The sequence below is a fragment of the Rahnella sp. EDr1-12 genome, assembly GCF_049206505.1.
GTDB lineage: Bacteria > Pseudomonadota > Gammaproteobacteria > Enterobacterales > Enterobacteriaceae > Rahnella > Rahnella rivi.
Genome location: NZ_JBLZNY010000002.1, coordinates 749,439 through 768,316 on the forward strand (window position 1 = coordinate 749,439; position 18,878 = coordinate 768,316).

At 46.4% G+C, this 18,878-nt stretch carries 20 protein-coding genes; 1 reads left to right on the top strand and 19 read right to left on the bottom strand.

Features of this window, described 5'->3' with window-relative positions:
• The 18 genes from ACO0U8_RS12795 to ACO0U8_RS12880 form a co-directional block, all read right to left on the bottom strand.
• Positions 1-1,098 carry a hypothetical protein gene (locus ACO0U8_RS12795; protein WP_217204587.1) on the bottom strand — a complete coding sequence of 366 codons (1,098 nt, stop codon included), beginning with the start codon at positions 1,096-1,098 and terminating at the stop codon, positions 1-3.
• A gap of 22 nt (positions 1,099-1,120) precedes the next feature.
• Positions 1,121-2,149, bottom strand: coding sequence for a type II secretion system F family protein (locus ACO0U8_RS12800; RefSeq protein ID WP_421670909.1), 1,029 nt, complete (start codon positions 2,147-2,149; stop codon positions 1,121-1,123).
• Entirely contained in the window at positions 2,136-3,662 is a 1,527-nt protein-coding gene (locus tag ACO0U8_RS12805) for an ATPase, T2SS/T4P/T4SS family (RefSeq protein WP_421670910.1), read from the bottom strand. Before ACO0U8_RS12805 ends, ACO0U8_RS12800 begins: the two co-directional genes overlap by 14 nt.
• Positions 3,659-4,171: a hypothetical protein gene (locus ACO0U8_RS12810; RefSeq protein ID WP_421670911.1), complete on the bottom strand. Its 513-nt coding sequence runs from the start codon at positions 4,169-4,171 to the stop codon at positions 3,659-3,661. The genes ACO0U8_RS12805 and ACO0U8_RS12810 overlap by 4 nt, the downstream gene beginning before the upstream one ends.
• The gene (locus tag ACO0U8_RS12815; RefSeq protein WP_421670912.1) at positions 4,153-4,977 is read right to left on the bottom strand and encodes a hypothetical protein; all 825 of its coding nucleotides are present in this window, start codon (positions 4,975-4,977) and stop codon (positions 4,153-4,155) included. The genes ACO0U8_RS12810 and ACO0U8_RS12815 overlap by 19 nt, the downstream gene beginning before the upstream one ends.
• 6 nt (positions 4,978-4,983) lie before the next feature.
• The gene (locus ACO0U8_RS12820) at positions 4,984-5,538 is read right to left on the bottom strand and encodes a hypothetical protein (protein WP_421670913.1); all 555 of its coding nucleotides are present in this window, start codon (positions 5,536-5,538) and stop codon (positions 4,984-4,986) included.
• A 3-nt stretch (positions 5,539-5,541) separates the two neighbouring features.
• Positions 5,542-7,035: a type II and III secretion system protein gene (locus ACO0U8_RS12825; protein ID WP_421670914.1), complete on the bottom strand. Its 1,494-nt coding sequence runs from the start codon at positions 7,033-7,035 to the stop codon at positions 5,542-5,544.
• Position 7,036: 1 nt separating this feature from the next.
• Positions 7,037-7,567 carry a TcpQ domain-containing protein gene (locus ACO0U8_RS12830; protein WP_421670915.1) on the bottom strand — a complete coding sequence of 177 codons (531 nt, stop codon included), beginning with the start codon at positions 7,565-7,567 and terminating at the stop codon, positions 7,037-7,039.
• 63 nt (positions 7,568-7,630) lie between these two features.
• Positions 7,631-9,253 (bottom strand): type II secretion system protein, encoded by a 1,623-nt coding sequence (locus ACO0U8_RS12835; RefSeq protein ID WP_421670916.1) that lies wholly within the window; start codon positions 9,251-9,253, stop codon positions 7,631-7,633.
• Positions 9,254-9,309: 56 nt separating this feature from the next.
• A complete protein-coding gene (locus ACO0U8_RS12840) occupies positions 9,310-10,050 on the bottom strand; it encodes a type IV pilus major pilin (RefSeq protein WP_238485242.1) in 741 nt (246 codons plus the stop codon).
• 260 nt (positions 10,051-10,310) lie between these two features.
• Positions 10,311-10,667 carry a hypothetical protein gene (locus ACO0U8_RS12845; RefSeq protein WP_217204593.1) on the bottom strand — a complete coding sequence of 119 codons (357 nt, stop codon included), beginning with the start codon at positions 10,665-10,667 and terminating at the stop codon, positions 10,311-10,313.
• A gap of 685 nt (positions 10,668-11,352) precedes the next feature.
• Positions 11,353-12,447 carry a sulfate/thiosulfate ABC transporter ATP-binding protein CysA gene (gene cysA, locus ACO0U8_RS12850; protein ID WP_217204594.1) on the bottom strand — a complete coding sequence of 365 codons (1,095 nt, stop codon included), beginning with the start codon at positions 12,445-12,447 and terminating at the stop codon, positions 11,353-11,355.
• Positions 12,437-13,312, bottom strand: coding sequence for a sulfate/thiosulfate ABC transporter permease CysW (cysW, locus tag ACO0U8_RS12855; protein WP_122097450.1), 876 nt, complete (start codon positions 13,310-13,312; stop codon positions 12,437-12,439). Before cysW ends, cysA begins: the two co-directional genes overlap by 11 nt.
• Positions 13,312-14,142 (bottom strand): sulfate/thiosulfate ABC transporter permease CysT, encoded by an 831-nt coding sequence (cysT, locus tag ACO0U8_RS12860; protein WP_421670917.1) that lies wholly within the window; start codon positions 14,140-14,142, stop codon positions 13,312-13,314. Before cysT ends, cysW begins: the two co-directional genes overlap by 1 nt.
• Positions 14,142-15,164 (bottom strand): thiosulfate ABC transporter substrate-binding protein CysP, encoded by a 1,023-nt coding sequence (cysP, locus tag ACO0U8_RS12865; RefSeq protein ID WP_421670918.1) that lies wholly within the window; start codon positions 15,162-15,164, stop codon positions 14,142-14,144. The genes cysT and cysP overlap by 1 nt, the downstream gene beginning before the upstream one ends.
• A 210-nt stretch (positions 15,165-15,374) precedes the next feature.
• Positions 15,375-16,274, bottom strand: coding sequence for a Dyp-type peroxidase (locus ACO0U8_RS12870; protein WP_122097448.1), 900 nt, complete (start codon positions 16,272-16,274; stop codon positions 15,375-15,377).
• Positions 16,275-16,389: 115 nt separating this feature from the next.
• The gene (locus ACO0U8_RS12875; protein ID WP_136377195.1) at positions 16,390-17,019 is read right to left on the bottom strand and encodes an RpoE-regulated lipoprotein; all 630 of its coding nucleotides are present in this window, start codon (positions 17,017-17,019) and stop codon (positions 16,390-16,392) included.
• A 157-nt stretch (positions 17,020-17,176) separates the two neighbouring features.
• Entirely contained in the window at positions 17,177-17,620 is a 444-nt protein-coding gene (locus tag ACO0U8_RS12880) for a DUF2919 domain-containing protein (protein WP_421670919.1), read from the bottom strand.
• Between the two features lie 170 nt (positions 17,621-17,790).
• On the opposite strand from ACO0U8_RS12880, the gene ACO0U8_RS12885 reads away from it, so the two are divergent.
• Positions 17,791-18,189: a YgiW/YdeI family stress tolerance OB fold protein gene (locus ACO0U8_RS12885; RefSeq protein WP_056781648.1), complete on the top strand. Its 399-nt coding sequence runs from the start codon at positions 17,791-17,793 to the stop codon at positions 18,187-18,189.
• A 77-nt stretch (positions 18,190-18,266) separates the two neighbouring features.
• On the opposite strand, the gene ACO0U8_RS12890 is transcribed toward ACO0U8_RS12885, so the two are convergent.
• Complete coding sequence (locus ACO0U8_RS12890; RefSeq protein WP_056781138.1) at positions 18,267-18,692, bottom strand: GNAT family acetyltransferase; 426 nt, start codon at positions 18,690-18,692, stop codon at positions 18,267-18,269.
• Between the last annotated feature and the right edge of the window lie 186 nt (positions 18,693-18,878).

Sequence of the window (18,878 nt, forward strand, 5' to 3'; positions counted from 1 at the left end):
TTAATTACAAGTAGTATTTTTCCCGGTAAAGTGGTGTTTTAAATATTTTATTTCAACATCAGTATTTTCAAAAACTTTATCTAATTTACCTAAATCGCTCCAATATACAGGATTAGTTTTATCCCATTTAGAAAAATCTGAGCCGCGGGAGGTTATAACGATCTCATCAACAGTGCGTAAATCTATAGTTGAAAAATCTGGGAAAGTTTTTAGGGGATGCCACGGGGTGCCCCCACCGGACTGTCCTTTACCCGGGTAACGATCAAAGATACCACCCGAAGTAGGCGTCAACGCAATGACCTCTCCAAGATAACCTTTCCCAACCCCAGGCTCAGGTGCCCAGAAGTCGAACGAGAAACTTAGTTGTGATGATCCAGGAACAGTGTCTTGTTGCTCGTCTAAATAATACGAGCTAGGGGTATTTAACACCGCAGCACCATAGGAGGGGTTTCCAGTAATATAGAGTCGTTTATAGCTTCTTAGAGGCATTCTCACCGTGACTTTACTTGAATTCCCGGTGATATCAGCCTTGCCATTAGGTAGATAAGCTGTCATTACTTTAGCTTCAGTCCCATAAATTCGCTTAAACATCTCACCAAATGATCCGAAGGCGTCCATCTTTGAATTTTCGCCAACTCTGACTGGCATAAATGCATTGTTATTTTGAGTTCTAAACCCGCCAATTGCACCCCAATCAACATAGTTTTTATTGCCATTTGCTGCCGCATACTCTGCATCAGGATATTTTTTATCCTCCCATGGGTAAACGTTCCGATCATTTTCTACACGGATATAATTTCCTCTATAAGGACGGCTATCATCTACCATATAAAAAATATTATAAGCCATTGCAAACCCATGACCGGGTTTATACTCTTCAGTCTCATTTATAAAGGTGATCGCAAAAGATTCATAAGGACTTGCGCATTCACTAATAGCCCCTCCTGCTGGCGTGATGTAGGTAAAACTTCCGCCTTTTTCAGTGGTTGCAGGATCTGTCTTTGCTGAGTACGCCATACCTGAAGTACTTATACCTATTAGCGCAGAGATAACAACTGCCAGCGTTTTTTTCTTACTAAGACGTCTGTTGATTTTCATAATAAATATCCTTATAAAATTATTAATATTGCGACATTTTAGAAATTGCGTCTGTCAGCGCATACAACGACAGAAACACCCAAATCACACAACCACCCAGAATTAATGTTGAAAGCGCTTTTAACAGCCCCGAAACCTTGACAATATACTCCTGAATTTTCACCCTCGACTTGTCAGATACCGCAGTCAATACATCATTAAAAGAAGGTAAGCTCGAATACAGTGTAATATTGAGTAGTTCTTCTGCACCGAACAGGCCGGTGTTTAATGAGTCACCGTAGTTTTCCCCCGAGGTCATTTTCAATAGCATGGTATCCACATGGGACTTTAACCAGCGGTTAGCGTTAAGTGCCAGTATGTTGAGGCTGTCATTAATCGGAATGTTATTTTTCAACATTCTGGCAAGGTTGTTCAGAAAAACAGATGCCGATATTTGCTTAAATGTTGAAAAGGGCATGATTTTATCGAGGTATCTGTTTCTCAAGTCACCGGTGAAATTAGCCATCATAAAGCGCATCAAAAAAAACACACCGACAAAACCCAAAATAATAAAAATCCATAACCCGTGAAATAACGCCGTACCAAAATTAAATAACCGCTGCGTTATCACCGGCCAGTGCTCAATAGGCACGACATCGGCAAAAGCAGGAAACACCTTGAGCGCATAACCGGTAATTACGCCCAGCGCCAATACCATCATAATTATAGGAAAGGTCACGGCTGATATCAGTTTTTTCATTAACAAATCATTGTACTCAATAATATTCACCAACGTCATAAATCCGTCAGCTAACCCGCCACTGCGCTCGGAGGCATGAATAATACTCAGTTCATCGCGCGGTACAAGATCCTGAAACACCGAAGCAATCGAAATACCGCCCTTCATTTTCGAAATTAAAAACTGGAGTTTGATACCAAATGATTTCCCGAGTAATAACTGGCTTTCCACCTGAAGTTTTAACAGTGACTCATAAAGGGGCAAGTCCGCGTTAATCATATCAGAGCAGAACTGGTATAAATAAAGACGATGCTTTTTACTAAATTTTCTCAAGGATCACCTCCAGGCTTTCACTTTCAAGCTCACCGAACTCCATTTCAAACCAGGAAGCGCAGACTTTACCTGCAAGCACTTTCGCCATGACTTTTTCTTTAATTTCGAAACCTTCTGAAAGCGAAGCTTTTCTTTTACGCTTTTCACGCCAGATTGTATAAACTCTTAACCACTCCTGCTTCGCAATGGCTTCAAGTTCTTCATAGCCAGGGCGCATATATTCAAGAACCAGCTGACGCCCGGAAATACCGGTATGATTACATCGTACACACCCATCATTACTGCGCGAAAAAACATTAAAATGGCGATCAAGAAGAATCATCTCGCGGCTGACTTTACAGTGCTCACAGATTACCGGAACCAGTTTCTGACACTGCAAGCCTGCAACAAAACCTGGCGTCGAAAGCTTATCGCTGGTAATCCCTAACGCGGATAAACGTTGCAATAAGGAAACAATATTCCCTGCATGTACGGTGGTAAAACAGTAGTGTCCGCTTTCTACTGCACCGGCAAGTGCGTTAGCGGAAATGGTGTCGCGTATTTCCCCGACCATCAATACATCAGGGTCGCGACGCAATGCGGATTTTATCGCCAGATGAAAACCGCCGCCTTCAGCATTCAGCACTGAGCTTTGCTTGGCGCCATAAATCTGATACTCAACCGGATCCTCGACGGTAAGAAAACAACCACGGTCGTCATACCGGTTAATTTGCAGCCACTCCATTAAATTCTTCAACGTGGTTGACTTACCTGAACCGGTCGTCCCTGCGATAATATAAGCACCGTAAGGATTGCTCAGAATTTTTTTGAGGTCAGTCAACTCCTCTTTATTAACACCTAATTTATCCAGGCTGGCGATGGCGCCCTTTTGTATACCCGAAGGGATAATACGTAATACCGCATGGTAACAACCCGCCGTTTCACCGAAAATGGGGAAATGAGCATAGCGGAAACGGTAGTTTTTATTCGCCAGTGTATACAGAATGTTTGCGCTTTGCGGTATAGCCCGGTTCCAGGTGGTATCTTTGGTACTGGCCTCCACATTATATAAAACGAAGACCAGCTCATCGCACCTGTCAGATTTCATCTGGGTGAAGACGCTCAGCACACCATTTATTCTGAACTCTACCTGAGCAATATTATCGTTACGGGTAATATGCAGGTCGCTTGCGCCTAAATTAACAGCGTTCAGTAACAACTTCTCCAGTGAGTTTTGAATATCACTGTTATCAATAAGTGTCAGCTTTCTACGGTTAACCGACGTTTGCTCAAGGACAATAAAGTAATCGTCCTCACTGATGATAGCGACGCCGCAAACATCACACTCATAGAACGTTTTAAGCTGATAAAGATCACTATCAAGTGTGGCGAGTTTTTCAAGTAAAGTTGAACGCGTGAGTAAATATTCCCCATCCTGACTCTCAGCAGTAATGAGATCTTCTGCATACTCAGTAAAACGCCATTCACCATTGAGAATAGCGTCATTATCCAAATAAATAACACCTAAACTCACTTAGTGATTTCCCTCACAGTTGGCATTCCTCGTCCGGAATTGGAAACGATAAACTGATGCCCTTCCTGGGTAAATTTCTCGTTCAGCCTGACCATTTTGACGCCATCACCAGAGGACACAGCCACCCGTGACACGCCGGCAATTTCAGAAACCAGCACGACTTTTGGCAATGCCACAGCTTCTACAGTTTCAACAGGTTGAACATCGGGCTGAACGGACTCCGGAGCAAGCACCGGCTCAACGGATATAGGTTCGTTATCCTCTTTCAACTTATTTATTTCGCTGCGTATTTTTTCGAGCTCAAGCTCATTCGATAATTCCCTCTTTTGTGCATCGAAGGTAATATCATTCTGCATCATCTGAATAATATGTTCCTGTACAGGCGTTGGGATACTTTCAGCCGTATTCGCAGGTTCTGCCGGATTCACCGAAGATTCAGCGGCATAAATTTGAAATGAAACTGGGTTTATCACCAGCAGTAAAGAAAAAGTTAACTTCCAGTTTTGCATACAAAGTCTCCTGAAATGCTGACAGTGCCCAATTTAATTTCGATATTTTTAACAAGAAAATCGTCACGGAATGCCTGACCGTCAAAAATGCTGATCAAATGAGAGATACTATTATCTTTAGTTTCCATCTTCCATGAACCAAAAAGTAAACCGTAATATTTCCCCCTGACACCAAGTTCTTTTTCAATTTCAATGACGCTTGATGCTGGAGGTGCTACAATTTCAAAAACCCCTGGAATTATTCCGGAAGAATTTAAAGAATAGATATAATTAAGCATTCTCCCACATTCAGCCACGTTGACATCTTCGTTAGCTTTATATTTATCGAGCAAAACATTACTGTTTAACTTGGAAGGTATATCTGAAAAACTAACTTCTTTTTCTGAAAAACTACCTGAAAAATCGCTTCCCCAAAACTCTTTATTTTGAAGACTAAAAACATGACCTTGATGAATGGCATAGTTGAATGTACAACCAGAAGTTGTACAATTCACAGAATTTTCGTCGTACCCAGATAGGCTGAGTTTCGTCCTGCTTTTATATATTTCAAAAAGCAAAAGATCAAGGCGATCAATACTCCCTCCAGATAAATTACTATCATAGAAACTCGCGACTTGTAATATATTATCCTGAATAGCCTGTTCTTTTCTTTTGAGTTCTTCCTCATGCTGTTTATGAGGCGTATAAATCAGGTAATACCACCCGGCAGCGCCCCCTGATAAAACAAGAATGATGAGCGCGATGACAATCCCCATGGTTTTACTGGGTTTTCTGCTGTTCTTCCAAAAATACAGTCCGCTTTTCATAAAACCTTATTCCAGCAACATGTTAAGTATAAATATAACTGTAATGAGCAATAATGAACCCGCAAGACCGACACCGAGAGCAAAGAGTCTTTTCTTCTTTTGCGTATTAATTCTTTTCTGATGACATTTTTCCGCAACAGCGTCAATCCACTGCTGGCTCAGTTCGTTCACTTTCAGATGTGAATATTCACTTTCTTTCATCTGTTGAATAAGGGTGTCGAAGAAGCCCGTTTTTACCACCCGGTCACTGCCACTCAGGATCCGGTCATCGGTAATAATAAGAAAGTAGATTTCATCATCCGCCAGTGGCCCGCGGATATAATAAACCCCATCACCGAATTCATTCTTTACATAAATAGCAAAAGGTTCAAGATCTGAGAACTTCCTATCTGAATAACCTTTAAGCAGACCACCATTATTCGTGGTATAAACTAACTGACTCTGTGTTTTGCGAAGTTTACTTAACCACTGTTGATAACTTTTACTGTTTGTAACAGTATCAACCGGTTCCCAGATAAGACCGGTTAAAAGATTATTATCGTGCAGATGCTTTATCATCATAACTCACTTAGCCGACGTCGGAGCCCGGTAATAATCAATCCCGACGACCGTGACCACGGTGACCGAGTCTTCAGAATTAGTGGCGTCCGCTCCCAACATCACGTAGCTATGGCCATCATTCGATTCCTGGGCCTCGTATTTCCCGACCATCAGCATCGTGCCTGCAGAAACCATCGTGGTGTTGAACATTTCTGTTGTTGTCGTATTAGGCAGCTGAACTAAATCAAACGTATCGATGCCATTTAAATAGCGTTTGGTAAAACCACTGGTGACTTCGATGCGGCCATCATTTTGAACACGTGGCGTAATAATGAAACTCGTCCCGGTGATGATCTCTGAGGTCTCAATGGAGGTATCTTCAGTCGACGTCAGATCGTTAGTGGTCAGCGTTCTGCCGGAGACATAATGCTGAGTTTGGGTCATATTCAACGGAATCGGTACACCATTGCGCGTGACAAATGAGCCACTCTGAATAACTTTATTACCCGTAATTTCATACAGCGCATTCATCTGGGCACTGACATTGAGGGTGTGATCAGAGCCAGCATAGAAGTTACGGCCAAACGACATACCACCATCCATATTCGTCAGAACCTTATTGCTGTCGATATTGAACGTCGTCCCGCCCTCTTTATATTTCATGGTGGCGCCGGCACTCAACTGCTTCATTTTTGTTTTGTCTAAGGTATAGATTTTATACGTTACAACGAATTGTTTATTATTATCAGATTGATATTTCTTCAATACTTCGTTCAATGTATTGTATTCCGAAGGACGCCCTGCAAATGTTAATATTGAAGCATCCTTAAATACTGTGTAAACACCGCTGGATACATATTTCTCAGCCATATCATCAATATCGTCCCAGTAGGATGACTCAAACTTTGTCTCACTTTTACCTTTCAAACCCCCACCTGATGTTGATGAGTTTCCTGAAAGATCGAGGCCGGATTCTGATATGGTGTCTTCACCATAAAAATCCATCTTGATAATATAAGAACCATAGAGGTCTAATTTAAGAACGTTATTATCATCAAGAACAGTATTTACATCATACAGTGCTGCGATGTAACGCATAAACTCTTCAAAACTGCCGGAGAAATTCACGCTGCGAGTATCTTTTTTCGGGTCGCTTGTCTCATCCGTTTTGGCTGTACCCGTACCTGGCACTGAATAATTCAGACGAAAACTGATCCCTGTTTGCTCTGCAACCGCATTCATCAGGGTATCCAGATCCATCTGTTCATAGGACTGGATACTTACGTGTTTAGCCAGTAACTCTTGAGTTTTAGGGTTGTAATTAACTTCTTTTCCCAGGAAAGCTGTATCAAACTTTTGATAAGGACGGGTCTTCACATCATCCGTAGTAGTGATTTTGTCGTCTTTATTCTCTGTTAATTTTGCCACATCATATTTATCATCAATATTTGTACAGCCCTGAATTGAAAGCAGCAAGGTTAAAAAGATGAATTTATTCTTCACAAGATTATTTTGCATATTATTGCTCATCAACCAGGAGTACATTATTTTTTTGATAAAACTTGATTACCAAACCATAATTTTCAGAAGCGAAAAGCTTACCTAATTCACCCAGCACTTCATCCTGAGTTTTACCGGTAAACGAAATCGTACTGTAGATAATATAATCTTTGGCACTGTTCCAGAGCATTTTATAGCCTGAATCCTTTGCCCATTCATTCAGCCCCTGACTAAGAAGCATATTTTCATGAAGCACCAATACCCGTGCGGAAGCGGCTGCTGGTGTGCCCGAATTTAACGGCCCTGAGGCCATGGGCTGTACCGGAGTCACCAGCGTTTTGGGAGCCTGCTGTGGTGTTTTATTATCAAATTCAGACGACGTTAAAATAGATCCATAAACCCCGTTGTCACCATTACCTACTGATCCGCTAAAGGGATTATGTTTTTGTGCATCAGAACTTCCTTCTGCAAATACACCGCAAGAGACAAACAGCAGCATCAGAAAACAACAAAAGTTCCGTTGTTTCTTTTTCAAGTTCCCTTTGTTCATAATTCCCTCTGAATATCTTATTTCTGATATTAATGGACATGGCTAAGTACCATTTTTCATTTTCTATTGCGGTATGGTGCTGCACCATGAAGTCAGCACGACCGAAACCGAGGTCGAGTTAATCAGATTAACTCCCAATCCAGTCGCGTTATCGTAAACAGCTGACGTTGAACTTACCGTCCAGTCAGTATCTTTACTGTTTAAATTCACCTGTAAAGCTACCCCGGCTAAACGGCCAACCGCACCAAGATGTGTTCGGTTTTGCGCAACATTCGCAAAATCACTCTCTTGACTCTGATTATTGATGTCGAACCCAACATCCGCAGCCACAGAGGAAATAGCAGCTACCAGACGCGGATACATTTCTCTGCCTCCGGGAGCAACAGGGCATTTCTGGACATTGACCTTCATCGTGCCGGGTTCTGTGCTCACATTGCCGATGTAAGTGTTATCTTTTTTGCCATTAGTAAAATCGTTACCAAATGCCCGGTATTCGACAACAGGAATAGTCAGTAATTCAGGTTGGCCTTTGGCATCAAGGTTGCCGGTATTCTCGACGATAATATTGGCCATGAGTGTACCGGTAACTGTTTGATTATTTTTTTCCGTGGTTAAACGCATCACCTGATCATCCTTATTGACCCCTTGCCCGTCAGCCACAGAGAGACAAGGCAAACTTTTGCTGCTTTTTGAATCCCAGCACAGCCCTGGTGTATGCGACGTACTGCCGGTACCGCTGTAAATAGAGAGTTTGTCAGCGTCTTCTGCCGCAATACAGGGGCCGGTCATCTGTGAATTAATATTCCAGCACTGTTTATCTACGCCAACCGAACCGTCAGATTTAGTATTCTTGCCGATGCCCATTTCAAAGCTAAATCTGATCGCATACTCTTCATTTTTTGAATTCGTCAGATCGGCTGTATGGCTGACAACAGAGCCAAATTCAATCACACTGGTGGTATTATTTTGTTTAAGTAAAATCACCTGCCATGACTTGTTTGAACTGCCTGTTGAACGCCGTAATAATGCGGCTTGCTTATAACTAATTTTATAGTGTGAAAGCGCCTGATCAAATGCAGGTTTTAATTTTTCGAAATGCAGCTCTTCACCCTTTGCATCAGGGATATATCTTACAACGAAATCCACCCGGTTAATGGCCAGGGGTTCTGTTGTGCTCCCAACAAGGTCAATCCTATCGAATTGCATTTTCCCTTTTAAGGCTATATCAGGTAATTTGCAGAGAATATAATCATCATCAAAATTTCTTTTTACCTGACCATTTATGGGGTCATTACCGCTCCCATCACATTTTTTATTTGTAAAATATTGTCGTTTTGAATCTTTACCACTCCAGGAAAGATAATCATCCGTCTGCATCTGATCTAATAAATCGCTGTTTTTTACACGCTTATCAAAAACATCTGCATAAGCAGCTATCGCACCTTGCCCTCTAATATATAAAGGGTTTATTTCTGGCGTCGTGGAGTTGTCCAACGCTACCTCGTCTTCATTTACAAACTTGAGTAATCCGTACATCTCTTGTACAAGAGCATTTGCATTTATTTCATTCCTGAGTTCTTCTGCCTGTTTTTTCTTATAACTGGCTAACATCACTAACATCATTCCGATTAATGCTAAAACAATGATAACTTCCAAAAGTGAAAAACCTGAATTTCTCTTTTGCACGTGATCGCAGCCTTTTATTAAAAGCCCCCCCTGAATAGGAGAGGGCTAAAGTTAAATTATTTACTGCCTAAGACAACGGCGTTGCTGCTATTAGCAGCACAAGTCTGGGATGCAGCGTCTGCAGAGATCTGAACCATACCTGTGGCCGGATCAAGACTACGTAAAACACCTTGCGGTGCACCTTTTGTACCAGTAACTGTTACAGGTGCATCCAGAGCCGCAGGAACTGTTGGCAATGCACCTGCAGCGGCAATAGCCACCCCTACGTAGTCCCAAGAGTTACCAACCTGTAGCAGAAGACTACGACATTGTCCTTCGTCAAGCCCATTCACTGCCAAAATAAAGCCTTTAGTATCAGCAGCACCGGCAGCTGCAGTCAGTTTAGTACCCCGCATATAGAAATAATCGCCAGAGATGCCGTTCTTGATCTCAGGTTCGCTAACTTGACCGAGGTTTACTAAGACCGCAGCCATTGCACCAGTTGAACCTTTCTGGCCAGCAAGAGAAGATGGGACTAAACCGATGACTGTACCAGCAGCAGCTGGATACACACCTGCATCTTTATAAGCATTACCAGCAGCAACACGCACCGTGTTCGTATTATCCACCAAATCGGTAATGTCCTGGCTATCGAATGCACGCTGCGCAAGAATAACGACTGCAGCTGCCATTGTACCAATGATGCCCAGTACGATAATGACTTCCAGTAAGCTCATACCGCGTTGCTTTTTAAGCTCAGCGTAACGGTTAGCCTTTGTCTTTAATTTATTAACAAAATTATTCATCATATTTTCCATAATATAAGAGATTATTTCTTTTCTCAGATTCGCTGAGTGAATTCTTTTGTGTAAATTCACAGAGAATACTGAGTTCTTGGGTTTACAACTTACTACACTACATAACACATATCAGCACTGATATTTTATGTTATTCAACAGGACGTAGACCTATCCAAATAGAGTTCCACTGCGACACTGCCTTTGAATTAAACAAATAATTCTGACATGTGTGATAGCAGTGAAATATATAAATCATGTATATTTAAAGCATCATTGCGTTAAATACTGTTCAATTCAACCGAACGTTTTTGCATGCTATGAAATACGGAGTTTTTTACTCTTGCGCAGACGAGTTGTAACTTTGCATCCAGTTCCAGGCTCAGGATTTCTTTGGCATCTTTATTGACATTGTTACCCTGTGATTTGTACGTTGCATAGTTTTTATTAATTTCTGCAAACTGTTTCGCATATAAATCATAGCCAATTGGGTCAAGATCCCCCAAGGCCTCAAATTCTTTCAAGCATGCTTTATTACTTGGGCCAGTCTGTTGTTGCACCGGCAGCACTTTGTTAGTGCATCCTGTTACAACAACCATTAGCAGTAATATAAAAGATGATTTCCATATTATTCGCATAGTAATCCCTAATAGAAAAAATACCTACTCCGCATAATAAACATGCAAAAATAAAATATAAGAATGCGCTGATTTGCAAGTCTGGGCATTCTATTCAATAAGAATTATCACCGCAACAATATTTTTATATTCTTTTAAATGATCTAAAAGATCGCACACATATAAAAATTAGATTAATTAGATGATTTGTTTTTAAAAACACTTCTCTCAAATGGACTTAATTAATAACTAGATAACCGGTTGCTTGAAAAACTCATAACGTCATGAAAAAAAAGAAAAATAGTCCTAAATAAAAAATGCGCTCAGGGTGTCGGGGGAGTTAAAATATTTAAATTGACATGAAAAATAGAATTATCGACTCAAAGAGTTAAGTAAAAAACAAGGCAACCTGCAAAAAATGGCATTCGAGAATTAAATAGAAAAATCATGAATCATCATTATTTACTATTTATTATTCCCTCGTTAATTACTGCTTATAAAGTAGCCTGTTACATGAAAGATTAATGATTCTCTGTTGTTTTTAAAAGTCACCACCTCATTTCGCAATGCAATGATAAGGCGCAGGTGTGCGTTTACGTGGCTTTGTTCGGGGAGACAGACGGATGAAAGGTGTTCACAAAAAAAGATATCGGGAACCTCAAAGCAGCCTGATGCTGCTTTGAGGTGGGCTGTCGGGAATGTGTATTCAGGCAGATTTCGCCAGTGCAACGGCTTGCAGCGGCTGATCGCCAGCATACAGGCGGCCATTCAGCCCGCCGACGTAGAAGCGGTCGCCACGCTCAGGGGCGTGGCTGCCATGCGTTTCAGAAAGCACAACAGCAAGCGGTTCATCATGCCAGCCCTCGGCCTGAACAATGAGTTGCCAGAAATGACCACGCGGGCTGACTTCCAGCACTTTTACCGGCAAAGGGCAACGTGCCGAACTTTGCGGCGTGATCTCCATTTCCCACGGGCGCAGGAATAAATCCACCGCGCCCTGATGCAGTGGCGGGTTCTCCAGTGGCCAGTGATGTGCGCCGACATACAGCTGTGAGCCACGAATTTCGCCGCCGATTTTATTCACTTCACCCATGAATTCCAGCACGAATCGGGTCGCCGGTTCGCGCCAGATTTCCTGCGGTGCGCCCACCTGTTCGATATTCCCCTGGCTCATCACCACCACGCGGTCAGCGACTTCCATCGCTTCTTCCTGATCGTGCGTCACGAACACGCTGGTGAATTTCAGTTCTTCATGCAACTGACGCAGCCAGCGGCGCAGCTCTTTACGCACCTGCGCATCCAGCGCCCCAAAAGGTTCATCCAGCAGCAGAATTTGTGGTTCCACCGCCAGCGCACGGGCCAGTGCAACACGCTGTTTCTGACCACCGGAAAGCTGAGCCGGATAGCGGTTTGCCAGATGGCCTAACTGCACCATTTCCAGCAATTTGGTGACTTTCTGTTTGATTGCCTCAGCGTTCGGACGCTCGCGGCGTGGCAGCACCGTTAGGCCAAACGCAATGTTGTCGAACACGGTCATATGGCGGAACAGCGCGTAATGCTGGAACACGAAGCCGACCTGTCGGTCGCGGGCGTGCAGCCGGGTTACGTCCTTACCGTGAAAGCTCATGTGCCCGGCGCTCTGGTTTTCCAGCCCGGCGATAATGCGCAGCAACGTGGTTTTACCTGAACCGGAAGGCCCGAGCAGCGCAACCATCTCTCCGGAAGCAATATCGAGCGAGATATCATTGAGCACTTTCGTGCGGCCAAAATATTTGTTGATACCGTTAATTTCAATGCTCATGACTTTCCTCCCGCTCAAGACGGTCGTTGTGACGCTTCAGACGCCATTGCAGGCCGCTTTTCAGAAACAGTGTGACGATGGCCATCAGGGTTAACAGCGCAGCGGCAGTAAACGCGCCAGCGGTGTTGTAGTCCTGATGCAGTAATTCGACTTGTAAAGGCAGCGTGTAGGTTTCGCCACGTATAGAACCGGAAACGACAGAAACTGCCCCGAATTCCCCAATCGCGCGGGCGTTGGTCAGCACCACGCCGTACAGCAATGCCCAGCGGATATTCGGCAAGGTCACGCGGCGGAACATCTGCCAGCCGGAAGCCCCCAGCAGAACGGCCGCTTCATCTTCGTGGCTGCCCTGACTCAGCATCACCGGCACCAGCTCGCGAATCACAAACGGACAGGTGACGAACACCGTGACCATCACCATACCCGGCCAGGCGAACATGAATTGAATATTGTGCGCATCCAGCCAGCCACCGAGCGGGCCGTTGGTGCCGTAGAACAGTAAATACAGCAGACCGGCAACCACCGGAGACACGGCGAACGGGATGTCGATCAGCGTCAGCAACAGCTGACGGCCTGGGAAATTAAAACGCGCCACAAGCCACGCCAGCAGCGTGCCGAAAATCAGGTTCACCGGCACGGTAATCAGCGCCATCAGTACTGTCAGCCAGATGGAGTGCAACATGTCGGAATCCGACAGATTCTTCCACACAGCCGCAATACCGTCAGAAAACGCCAGCACAAAAATGCTGATCATCGGGATCACCAGCAGCAGGATACATATCAGCACCCCAGTGCCGATAAGCGCCCACTTCACCCAGTCGACAGGCTGGCGGGCAGCCCCTGCAAAATCCGGAACATCAGACATTATTGGCCTCCCAGACGACGGCCATAACGGCTCTGTAAGGTGTTAATGGCGAACAGCAACACCAGCGATGCCGCAAGGATAACCGACGCAATCGCGCTGGCTGCCGGATAGTCAAATTCCTGCAAGCGGATGAAAATCATCAGTGACGTCACTTCCGTTTTCCACGCAATGTTACCGGCGATGAAAATAACCGCGCCGAATTCACCGAGGCTGCGGGTGAAAGACAAGGCGGTCCCCGCCATCAGCGAAGGCATCACTTCCGGCAACACCACACGACGAAAACTCTGCCAGCGCGATGCGCCCAACGTTTCGGCCGCTTCTTCATACTCCGGACCTAACTCTTCCAGCACCGGCTGCACGGTTCGCACCACAAACGGGATGCTGGTGAAGGCCATCGCCACCGCAATACCGATCCAGGTGTACGAGACTTTGATATCAAAATGCGCCAGCCACTGACCGTAAAAACCGGTGGTGGAAAACAGTCCTGCCAGCGTCAGCCCTGCCACCGCAGTCGGCAACGCAAAGGGTAAATCCATCAGGCCGTCGATCAGGCTTTTCCCCGGAAAATCGTAACGGGTGAGGATCCACGCCATCAGCATGCCGAAAACGCAGTTGAAAAGACTCGCCACGCCCGCGGCCAGCAGCGTGACTTTGTAGGCCGCCACGACCTGACCGTTGGTGATCACATCCCAGTATTGTGACAGCGTCATTTGCGACAACTGCATCACCAGCGCGCTCAGCGGCAGAAGCAGCACCAGACACACGAACAGCAAACTGCTGCCGAGGCTCAGGGTAAATCCGGGTAATACGCGTTTGCTCGACAACAACATTACTTGTGACCTTGCTCTAACAGTTTATCCAGCTCACCGCCGGTACCAAAATGGGTGTCCATAACCTGTTTCCAGCTGCCAAACTGATCTTCAACGTTGAAGAGTTTGGTGTCCGGGAACTGATCTTTCGCCGCCGCCATGGCCGTTTTGTCATACACACGGTAGTTAAAACTGGTGATAATTTTCTGTGCCTGCGGGCTCCACAGATAATTCAGGTAATCTTTGGCGGCTTTCTCCGTGCCATTTTTCTCGACGTTTTTATCGACCCAGGCCACCGGGAACTCCGCCAGAATGTCCACCGGCGGAACAATCACTTCGTACTGATCGTCGCCGTACTGTTTGCGGATATTATTCACTTCAGATTCGAAGCTGATCAGCACATCACCCAAACCGCGCTCGACAAAAGTCGTGGTCGCGCCACGGCCTCCGGTATCAAAGACCTGCACGTTCTTCAGAAAGCTGGCCATTTTGGCGCGGGTCTGCGCGGTATCTTTTTTATCTTCAAGATTGAACGCGCCCCACGCCGCCAGATAGGTATAACGGCCATTGCCGGAGGTTTTCGGGTTCGGGAAAATCAGGCTCACGTCCGGACGGATTAAGTCGTCCCAGCTGTGAATATTCTTGGGATTGCCCTTGCGCACCAGAAACGCCATGGTGGAATAGAACGGCGAGCTGTTATTCGGCAACCGGGTTTGCCAGTCAGCGGGGAGCAGATTTCCGCGATCGTGCAGGATCTGCACATCGGTTACCTGGTTGTAAGTGACCACATCGGCTTTCAGCCCCTGCAAAATCGCCAGTGCCTGCTTTGATGAGCCGGCATGAGACTGTTTGATCTCGAGTTTGTCGCCATTATTTTGATCGGCCCACTGCTGCTGGAACGGCGGGTTCAGCGCTGCAAAAAGTTCACGGGAAACGTCATACGAGCTGTTGAGCAATTCGGTTGCGGATGCCGCCCCGCTGGCCAGCAACAATGCCGCCACAGATCCTTTCAGCACATTGCCTGTCAATCCGGTAGTTTTCATGCTTAGCCTTAGGTGAGTGAACCGATATGCGACGCTGATAAATGCCGCTCAATATCACACAGTGTATTTATAACTGAGGGTCAGGCTGTAACGGTTTTATATACCATTTGGTGATTTTCAAGCATGAAAAGCTATAAGGCATTAACAAACGCGGGGGAAATTGCAGGAGGGAGGAAACAGCGCGTCCAAAGCGGAGCGCGCCGGAAAAGCTTAAAGCGCTAAAAGACGGGTCAGGGACGGCGCGAAATAATAGCTGCCGGTGACCGGGCGGGTGAAGCGCAACATGGCGTCGCGTTTGCCGTCCAGATCGCCAAACATGCTCAGCAGTTGTTTCTCAATGTTCCACAAACGCGCGCAATAGCTGATGAAGTACAAGCCATGCTCGCCGCTGGCGGTGCCGTAAGGCAGGCTCTGACGCAAGATTTTCAGGCCCTTGCCCTCTTCTTTCAGATCAACACGGCTGACGTGTGAGGTGTCCGGACGGGTTTCTGAATCCAGCTCTTCATCCGTGTCTTTGGTGCGGCCAATCACCTCTTCCTGCTGCTGCACGGAGAAGCGCTCCCACTGCACCAGATTATGTTTCCAGCGCTGGACCATCACGTAGCTGCCACCGGCATCGACGCTGCCTTCAGGAATAATCGCTACCTGGGCGCGGGCTTCTGCTTTCGGGTTTTCGGTGCCATCAACAAAACCGCTGAGATCGCGCTCTTCGATTCCACGGAAACCGTGCGTTTCTTCTTCCACCACAATGGATTGACCAAAGGCTTTCAGTGCAGCCTGCGCAACGGCAAAATTCACGTCATGGCGCAAAGACTGAATGTGCAACAGCATATCGCGCTGCGTGGCCGGAGCCAGGCCTTTACCCAATGGCACGAACGCTTTCAGCTCGTCCGCACCCTGATTGCCCGACAGATCGCGCCAGACGTCGTGACCAAAAGCCACCACCGCGCCAAGATGTTCATGGGGGAATTTCTGCTGCATCTCTTCGAGTGCAGCGACAAATGTCCGGCAGCCCTGCCGGAGCGCATCCAGGTCGCCCTGAGCTTTCGCTTCAATATAAATGGCGAAACGGCAATGTTCGGGCAAAATGCCGCTCTGAACCTGAGTCATGATCTTATCCTCGTTAATTTGACCGGCGATATCATACCGGATGTCAACAAAAATGCCTTGCGCGAAGGCAAGGCATTACGTCGTTTTTAAACGAAGACAGAAGCGCTTTACGTGCTTACTGCGCGGCAGTTGCCTGAGCAGGATCCGCCCGCCAGATGATTTTGCTGACTTTCCAGTCTTTCAGCGAATCGTCCGATGGCATCAGTGAATCCGGGCCGTGCCAGATCCCGCTGAACACGTAAGTCACGTGAGCACTTTGCGGGGCTTTGCACTCGATACTCTGTGCATCGTCACCTTCGCCTTTCACACAGACATCAAAGGCTTTGGTATACAGATCGCTAAAGGAAGTGCCTATTTTAACGCCCCATTCGCTTTCGACTTTGGCGTCTGTCACATCAACCCGCCGCACAGTGCCTTTCGGCTCGCCGCTGATCGACATTTTCACATCTTTGCCATCCATCGCCTGGAAGAAACTGAGCATTTTACCGTTGCTCATCGACATACCACTGCGCAGCGTGTAATCCCCGTCCAGCGCCTCTTTGATCGCGTCTTCAGTCAGCGGCGTGCTGGCGGTGATATCACCGACACCTTTTTCAGACACCGTCAGGCTGCTGCCGAACCAGTTCAGAGGATTCATGGATGACCAGGAAATGCCCGGCATCGACATATTCGATATCGACGAACAGCCCGTGAGGATCAAAGGAAGCGCCAGCAACATCGGGCGAACCCGTAAGCGAACAGTCATTCAGTGTACTCCTTGGCTCCCCGTTTCCGTTGGCCGGTGCGGCCTGACGGACAAACCGGCAGCATAATGAGGGATAATTAACTTTTATACAGCCTGCGGCTGCTTTTAGCGTTCAGCGCCAGTTCGAGTGCTTTCTTTCCGAAAAAGTTCAATGACGTCACGCCAGACGGCGCGCCGCATCAAAACAGGCTCGCAGACGACGGCTCAGCAGCCAGTAGGCCAGCGCGGCGGCGTCGAGCAGCGCCAGTGCAATATCCACGCCGGAAATCAGATCGTTACTTTGCCAAAGCCCGAGTGCCTGCAGTGCAAACGTCACAAACATGCCCGCCAGCAACAGCCAGTAACCGGCCTGCCAGATGCGTGGCCATAAATGGCGGCGACCGCTGAGCAGAAACACCAGCGCCGGGGGCAGCCCCAGCAACATACCGGACCAGAAACTCTGACGATCGGGATAAAAAAGGGACAGTAAATCATTGCCCTGCTGCCGCGATGCACCCGCCATGACAAACAACAGCCAGGTTCGCGCCTGTAACATCAAAATCGTCCAGAACCACAGCGGCAGGCGCAACATTCCGTGGTCGTTATAATCATACGGGTTCATAAAAGAGGACAACATTCCTGCGAATTAAGTGAAATTAAACAATAATCAGAGCATCTTAAGAAACCGTTAAGAACAGTCTGCTTTACTGTACCTCAACGCGGCAACACATCGCAAAGATGCCATAGTTGCTGACACACACCAGAAAAGTTAATTAAGGAAGACCTATTATGATGAAGAAAATCACTCTGGCAGCCCTCATCGCACTGAGTTCAGCGTCCGTTTATGCCCAGCAAACCGGCGGTTTTAACGGCCCTTCCGCTCAGGAAGCGCAAACCCAGCCAGCGGCACAGGGCGGCTTTACCGGGACCACCGCACTGAGCACCGTAAAAGATGCTCAAACCATGAAAGACGATCAATGGATTATGCTGGAAGGTTTTATCGATCAGCGTATCGACCATGATAAATACATTTTCCGCGACAACACCGGTACCCTCAATGTAGAAATTGACGGCAAACGCTGGCAGGGACAGAACGTGTCACCAAAAGACAAAATCCGCATTGAAGGTAAAGTCGATAAAGACTGGAATTCAGTGGAAGTGGACGTCAAAAGCGTAAAAGTGATCAAGTAATCACACCCGGCGTTTAAACGTAAAAAGCCCCGACGGCCATCGCCTGTCGGGGCTTTTTTAATTTATGCAGACCCGGCTTAATATTCCTGATCTTCGATAAGCCGTTTACCCAGCAGCAGCGTATCTGAAATCTCGTAGCCGAGTTTTTCATACATGCTGACCACCGCGTCATTTTCAGCACGCACCATTAAATTGATTTTTGGGCAGCCACGGGCAATCAGTTTCTTTTCCAGCCGGTTCACCAGCGCATTGGCAATCCCGCGCCCGCGATAATCCGGGTGTACGCCAAGATAGCCCACCGAACCACGATGGCCGTCATAGCCACCCATCAGCGTGCCGACCACTTCCCCGCCAACTTCGGCCACCAGGAAAAACTCCGGGCTGTGGTTAATCTTGCGCTCAATATCCAGTTCAGGATCATTCCACGGACGCAGCAGATCGCAGCGCTCCCACAAGGTCAGTACTTCTTCGAAATCTTCTTGCCGGTATACGCGAATTTCCATCACTGTCGCCACTGTTGTGTTAATAAGGGGAAAGAGGTTTCTATAATTATCGCGTGATCTGCTTGATACGCAACATCAAAATCAAAAATCGTGCATTTTATAAGCGTTTTTTCTCTGGCCGTTTGTCAGCCCGTCAGCTCATGAATCATTAATTTGAGATATATTTGTCCGCCAATATATTAATTC

Excerpts from the sequence above, each read along its gene's own strand:
- ACO0U8_RS12795 (WP_217204587.1), bottom strand. The coding sequence starts at position 1,098 with ATGAAAATCAACAGACGTCTTAGTAAGAAAAAAACGCTGGCAGTTGTT.
- ACO0U8_RS12810 (WP_421670911.1), bottom strand. The coding sequence starts at position 4,171 with ATGCAAAACTGGAAGTTAACTTTTTCTTTACTGCTGGTGATAAACCCA.
- ACO0U8_RS12815 (WP_421670912.1), bottom strand. The coding sequence starts at position 4,977 with ATGAAAAGCGGACTGTATTTTTGGAAGAACAGCAGAAAACCCAGTAAA.
- ACO0U8_RS12820 (WP_421670913.1), bottom strand. The coding sequence starts at position 5,538 with ATGATGATAAAGCATCTGCACGATAATAATCTTTTAACCGGTCTTATC.
- ACO0U8_RS12825 (WP_421670914.1), bottom strand. The coding sequence starts at position 7,035 with ATGCAAAATAATCTTGTGAAGAATAAATTCATCTTTTTAACCTTGCTG.
- ACO0U8_RS12830 (WP_421670915.1), bottom strand. The coding sequence starts at position 7,567 with ATGAACAAAGGGAACTTGAAAAAGAAACAACGGAACTTTTGTTGTTTT.
- ACO0U8_RS12840 (WP_238485242.1), bottom strand. The coding sequence starts at position 10,050 with ATGGAAAATATGATGAATAATTTTGTTAATAAATTAAAGACAAAGGCT.
- ACO0U8_RS12845 (WP_217204593.1), bottom strand. The coding sequence starts at position 10,667 with ATGCGAATAATATGGAAATCATCTTTTATATTACTGCTAATGGTTGTT.
- cysA (WP_217204594.1), bottom strand. The coding sequence starts at position 12,447 with ATGAGCATTGAAATTAACGGTATCAACAAATATTTTGGCCGCACGAAA.
- cysW (WP_122097450.1), bottom strand. The coding sequence starts at position 13,312 with ATGTCTGATGTTCCGGATTTTGCAGGGGCTGCCCGCCAGCCTGTCGAC.
- cysT (WP_421670917.1), bottom strand. The coding sequence starts at position 14,142 with ATGTTGTTGTCGAGCAAACGCGTATTACCCGGATTTACCCTGAGCCTC.
- cysP (WP_421670918.1), bottom strand. The coding sequence starts at position 15,164 with ATGAAAACTACCGGATTGACAGGCAATGTGCTGAAAGGATCTGTGGCG.
- ACO0U8_RS12870 (WP_122097448.1), bottom strand. The coding sequence starts at position 16,274 with ATGACTCAGGTTCAGAGCGGCATTTTGCCCGAACATTGCCGTTTCGCC.
- ACO0U8_RS12875 (WP_136377195.1), bottom strand. The coding sequence starts at position 17,019 with ATGACTGTTCGCTTACGGGTTCGCCCGATGTTGCTGGCGCTTCCTTTG.
- ACO0U8_RS12880 (WP_421670919.1), bottom strand. The coding sequence starts at position 17,620 with ATGAACCCGTATGATTATAACGACCACGGAATGTTGCGCCTGCCGCTG.
- ACO0U8_RS12885 (WP_056781648.1), top strand. The coding sequence starts at position 17,791 with ATGAAGAAAATCACTCTGGCAGCCCTCATCGCACTGAGTTCAGCGTCC.
- ACO0U8_RS12890 (WP_056781138.1), bottom strand. The coding sequence starts at position 18,692 with ATGGAAATTCGCGTATACCGGCAAGAAGATTTCGAAGAAGTACTGACC.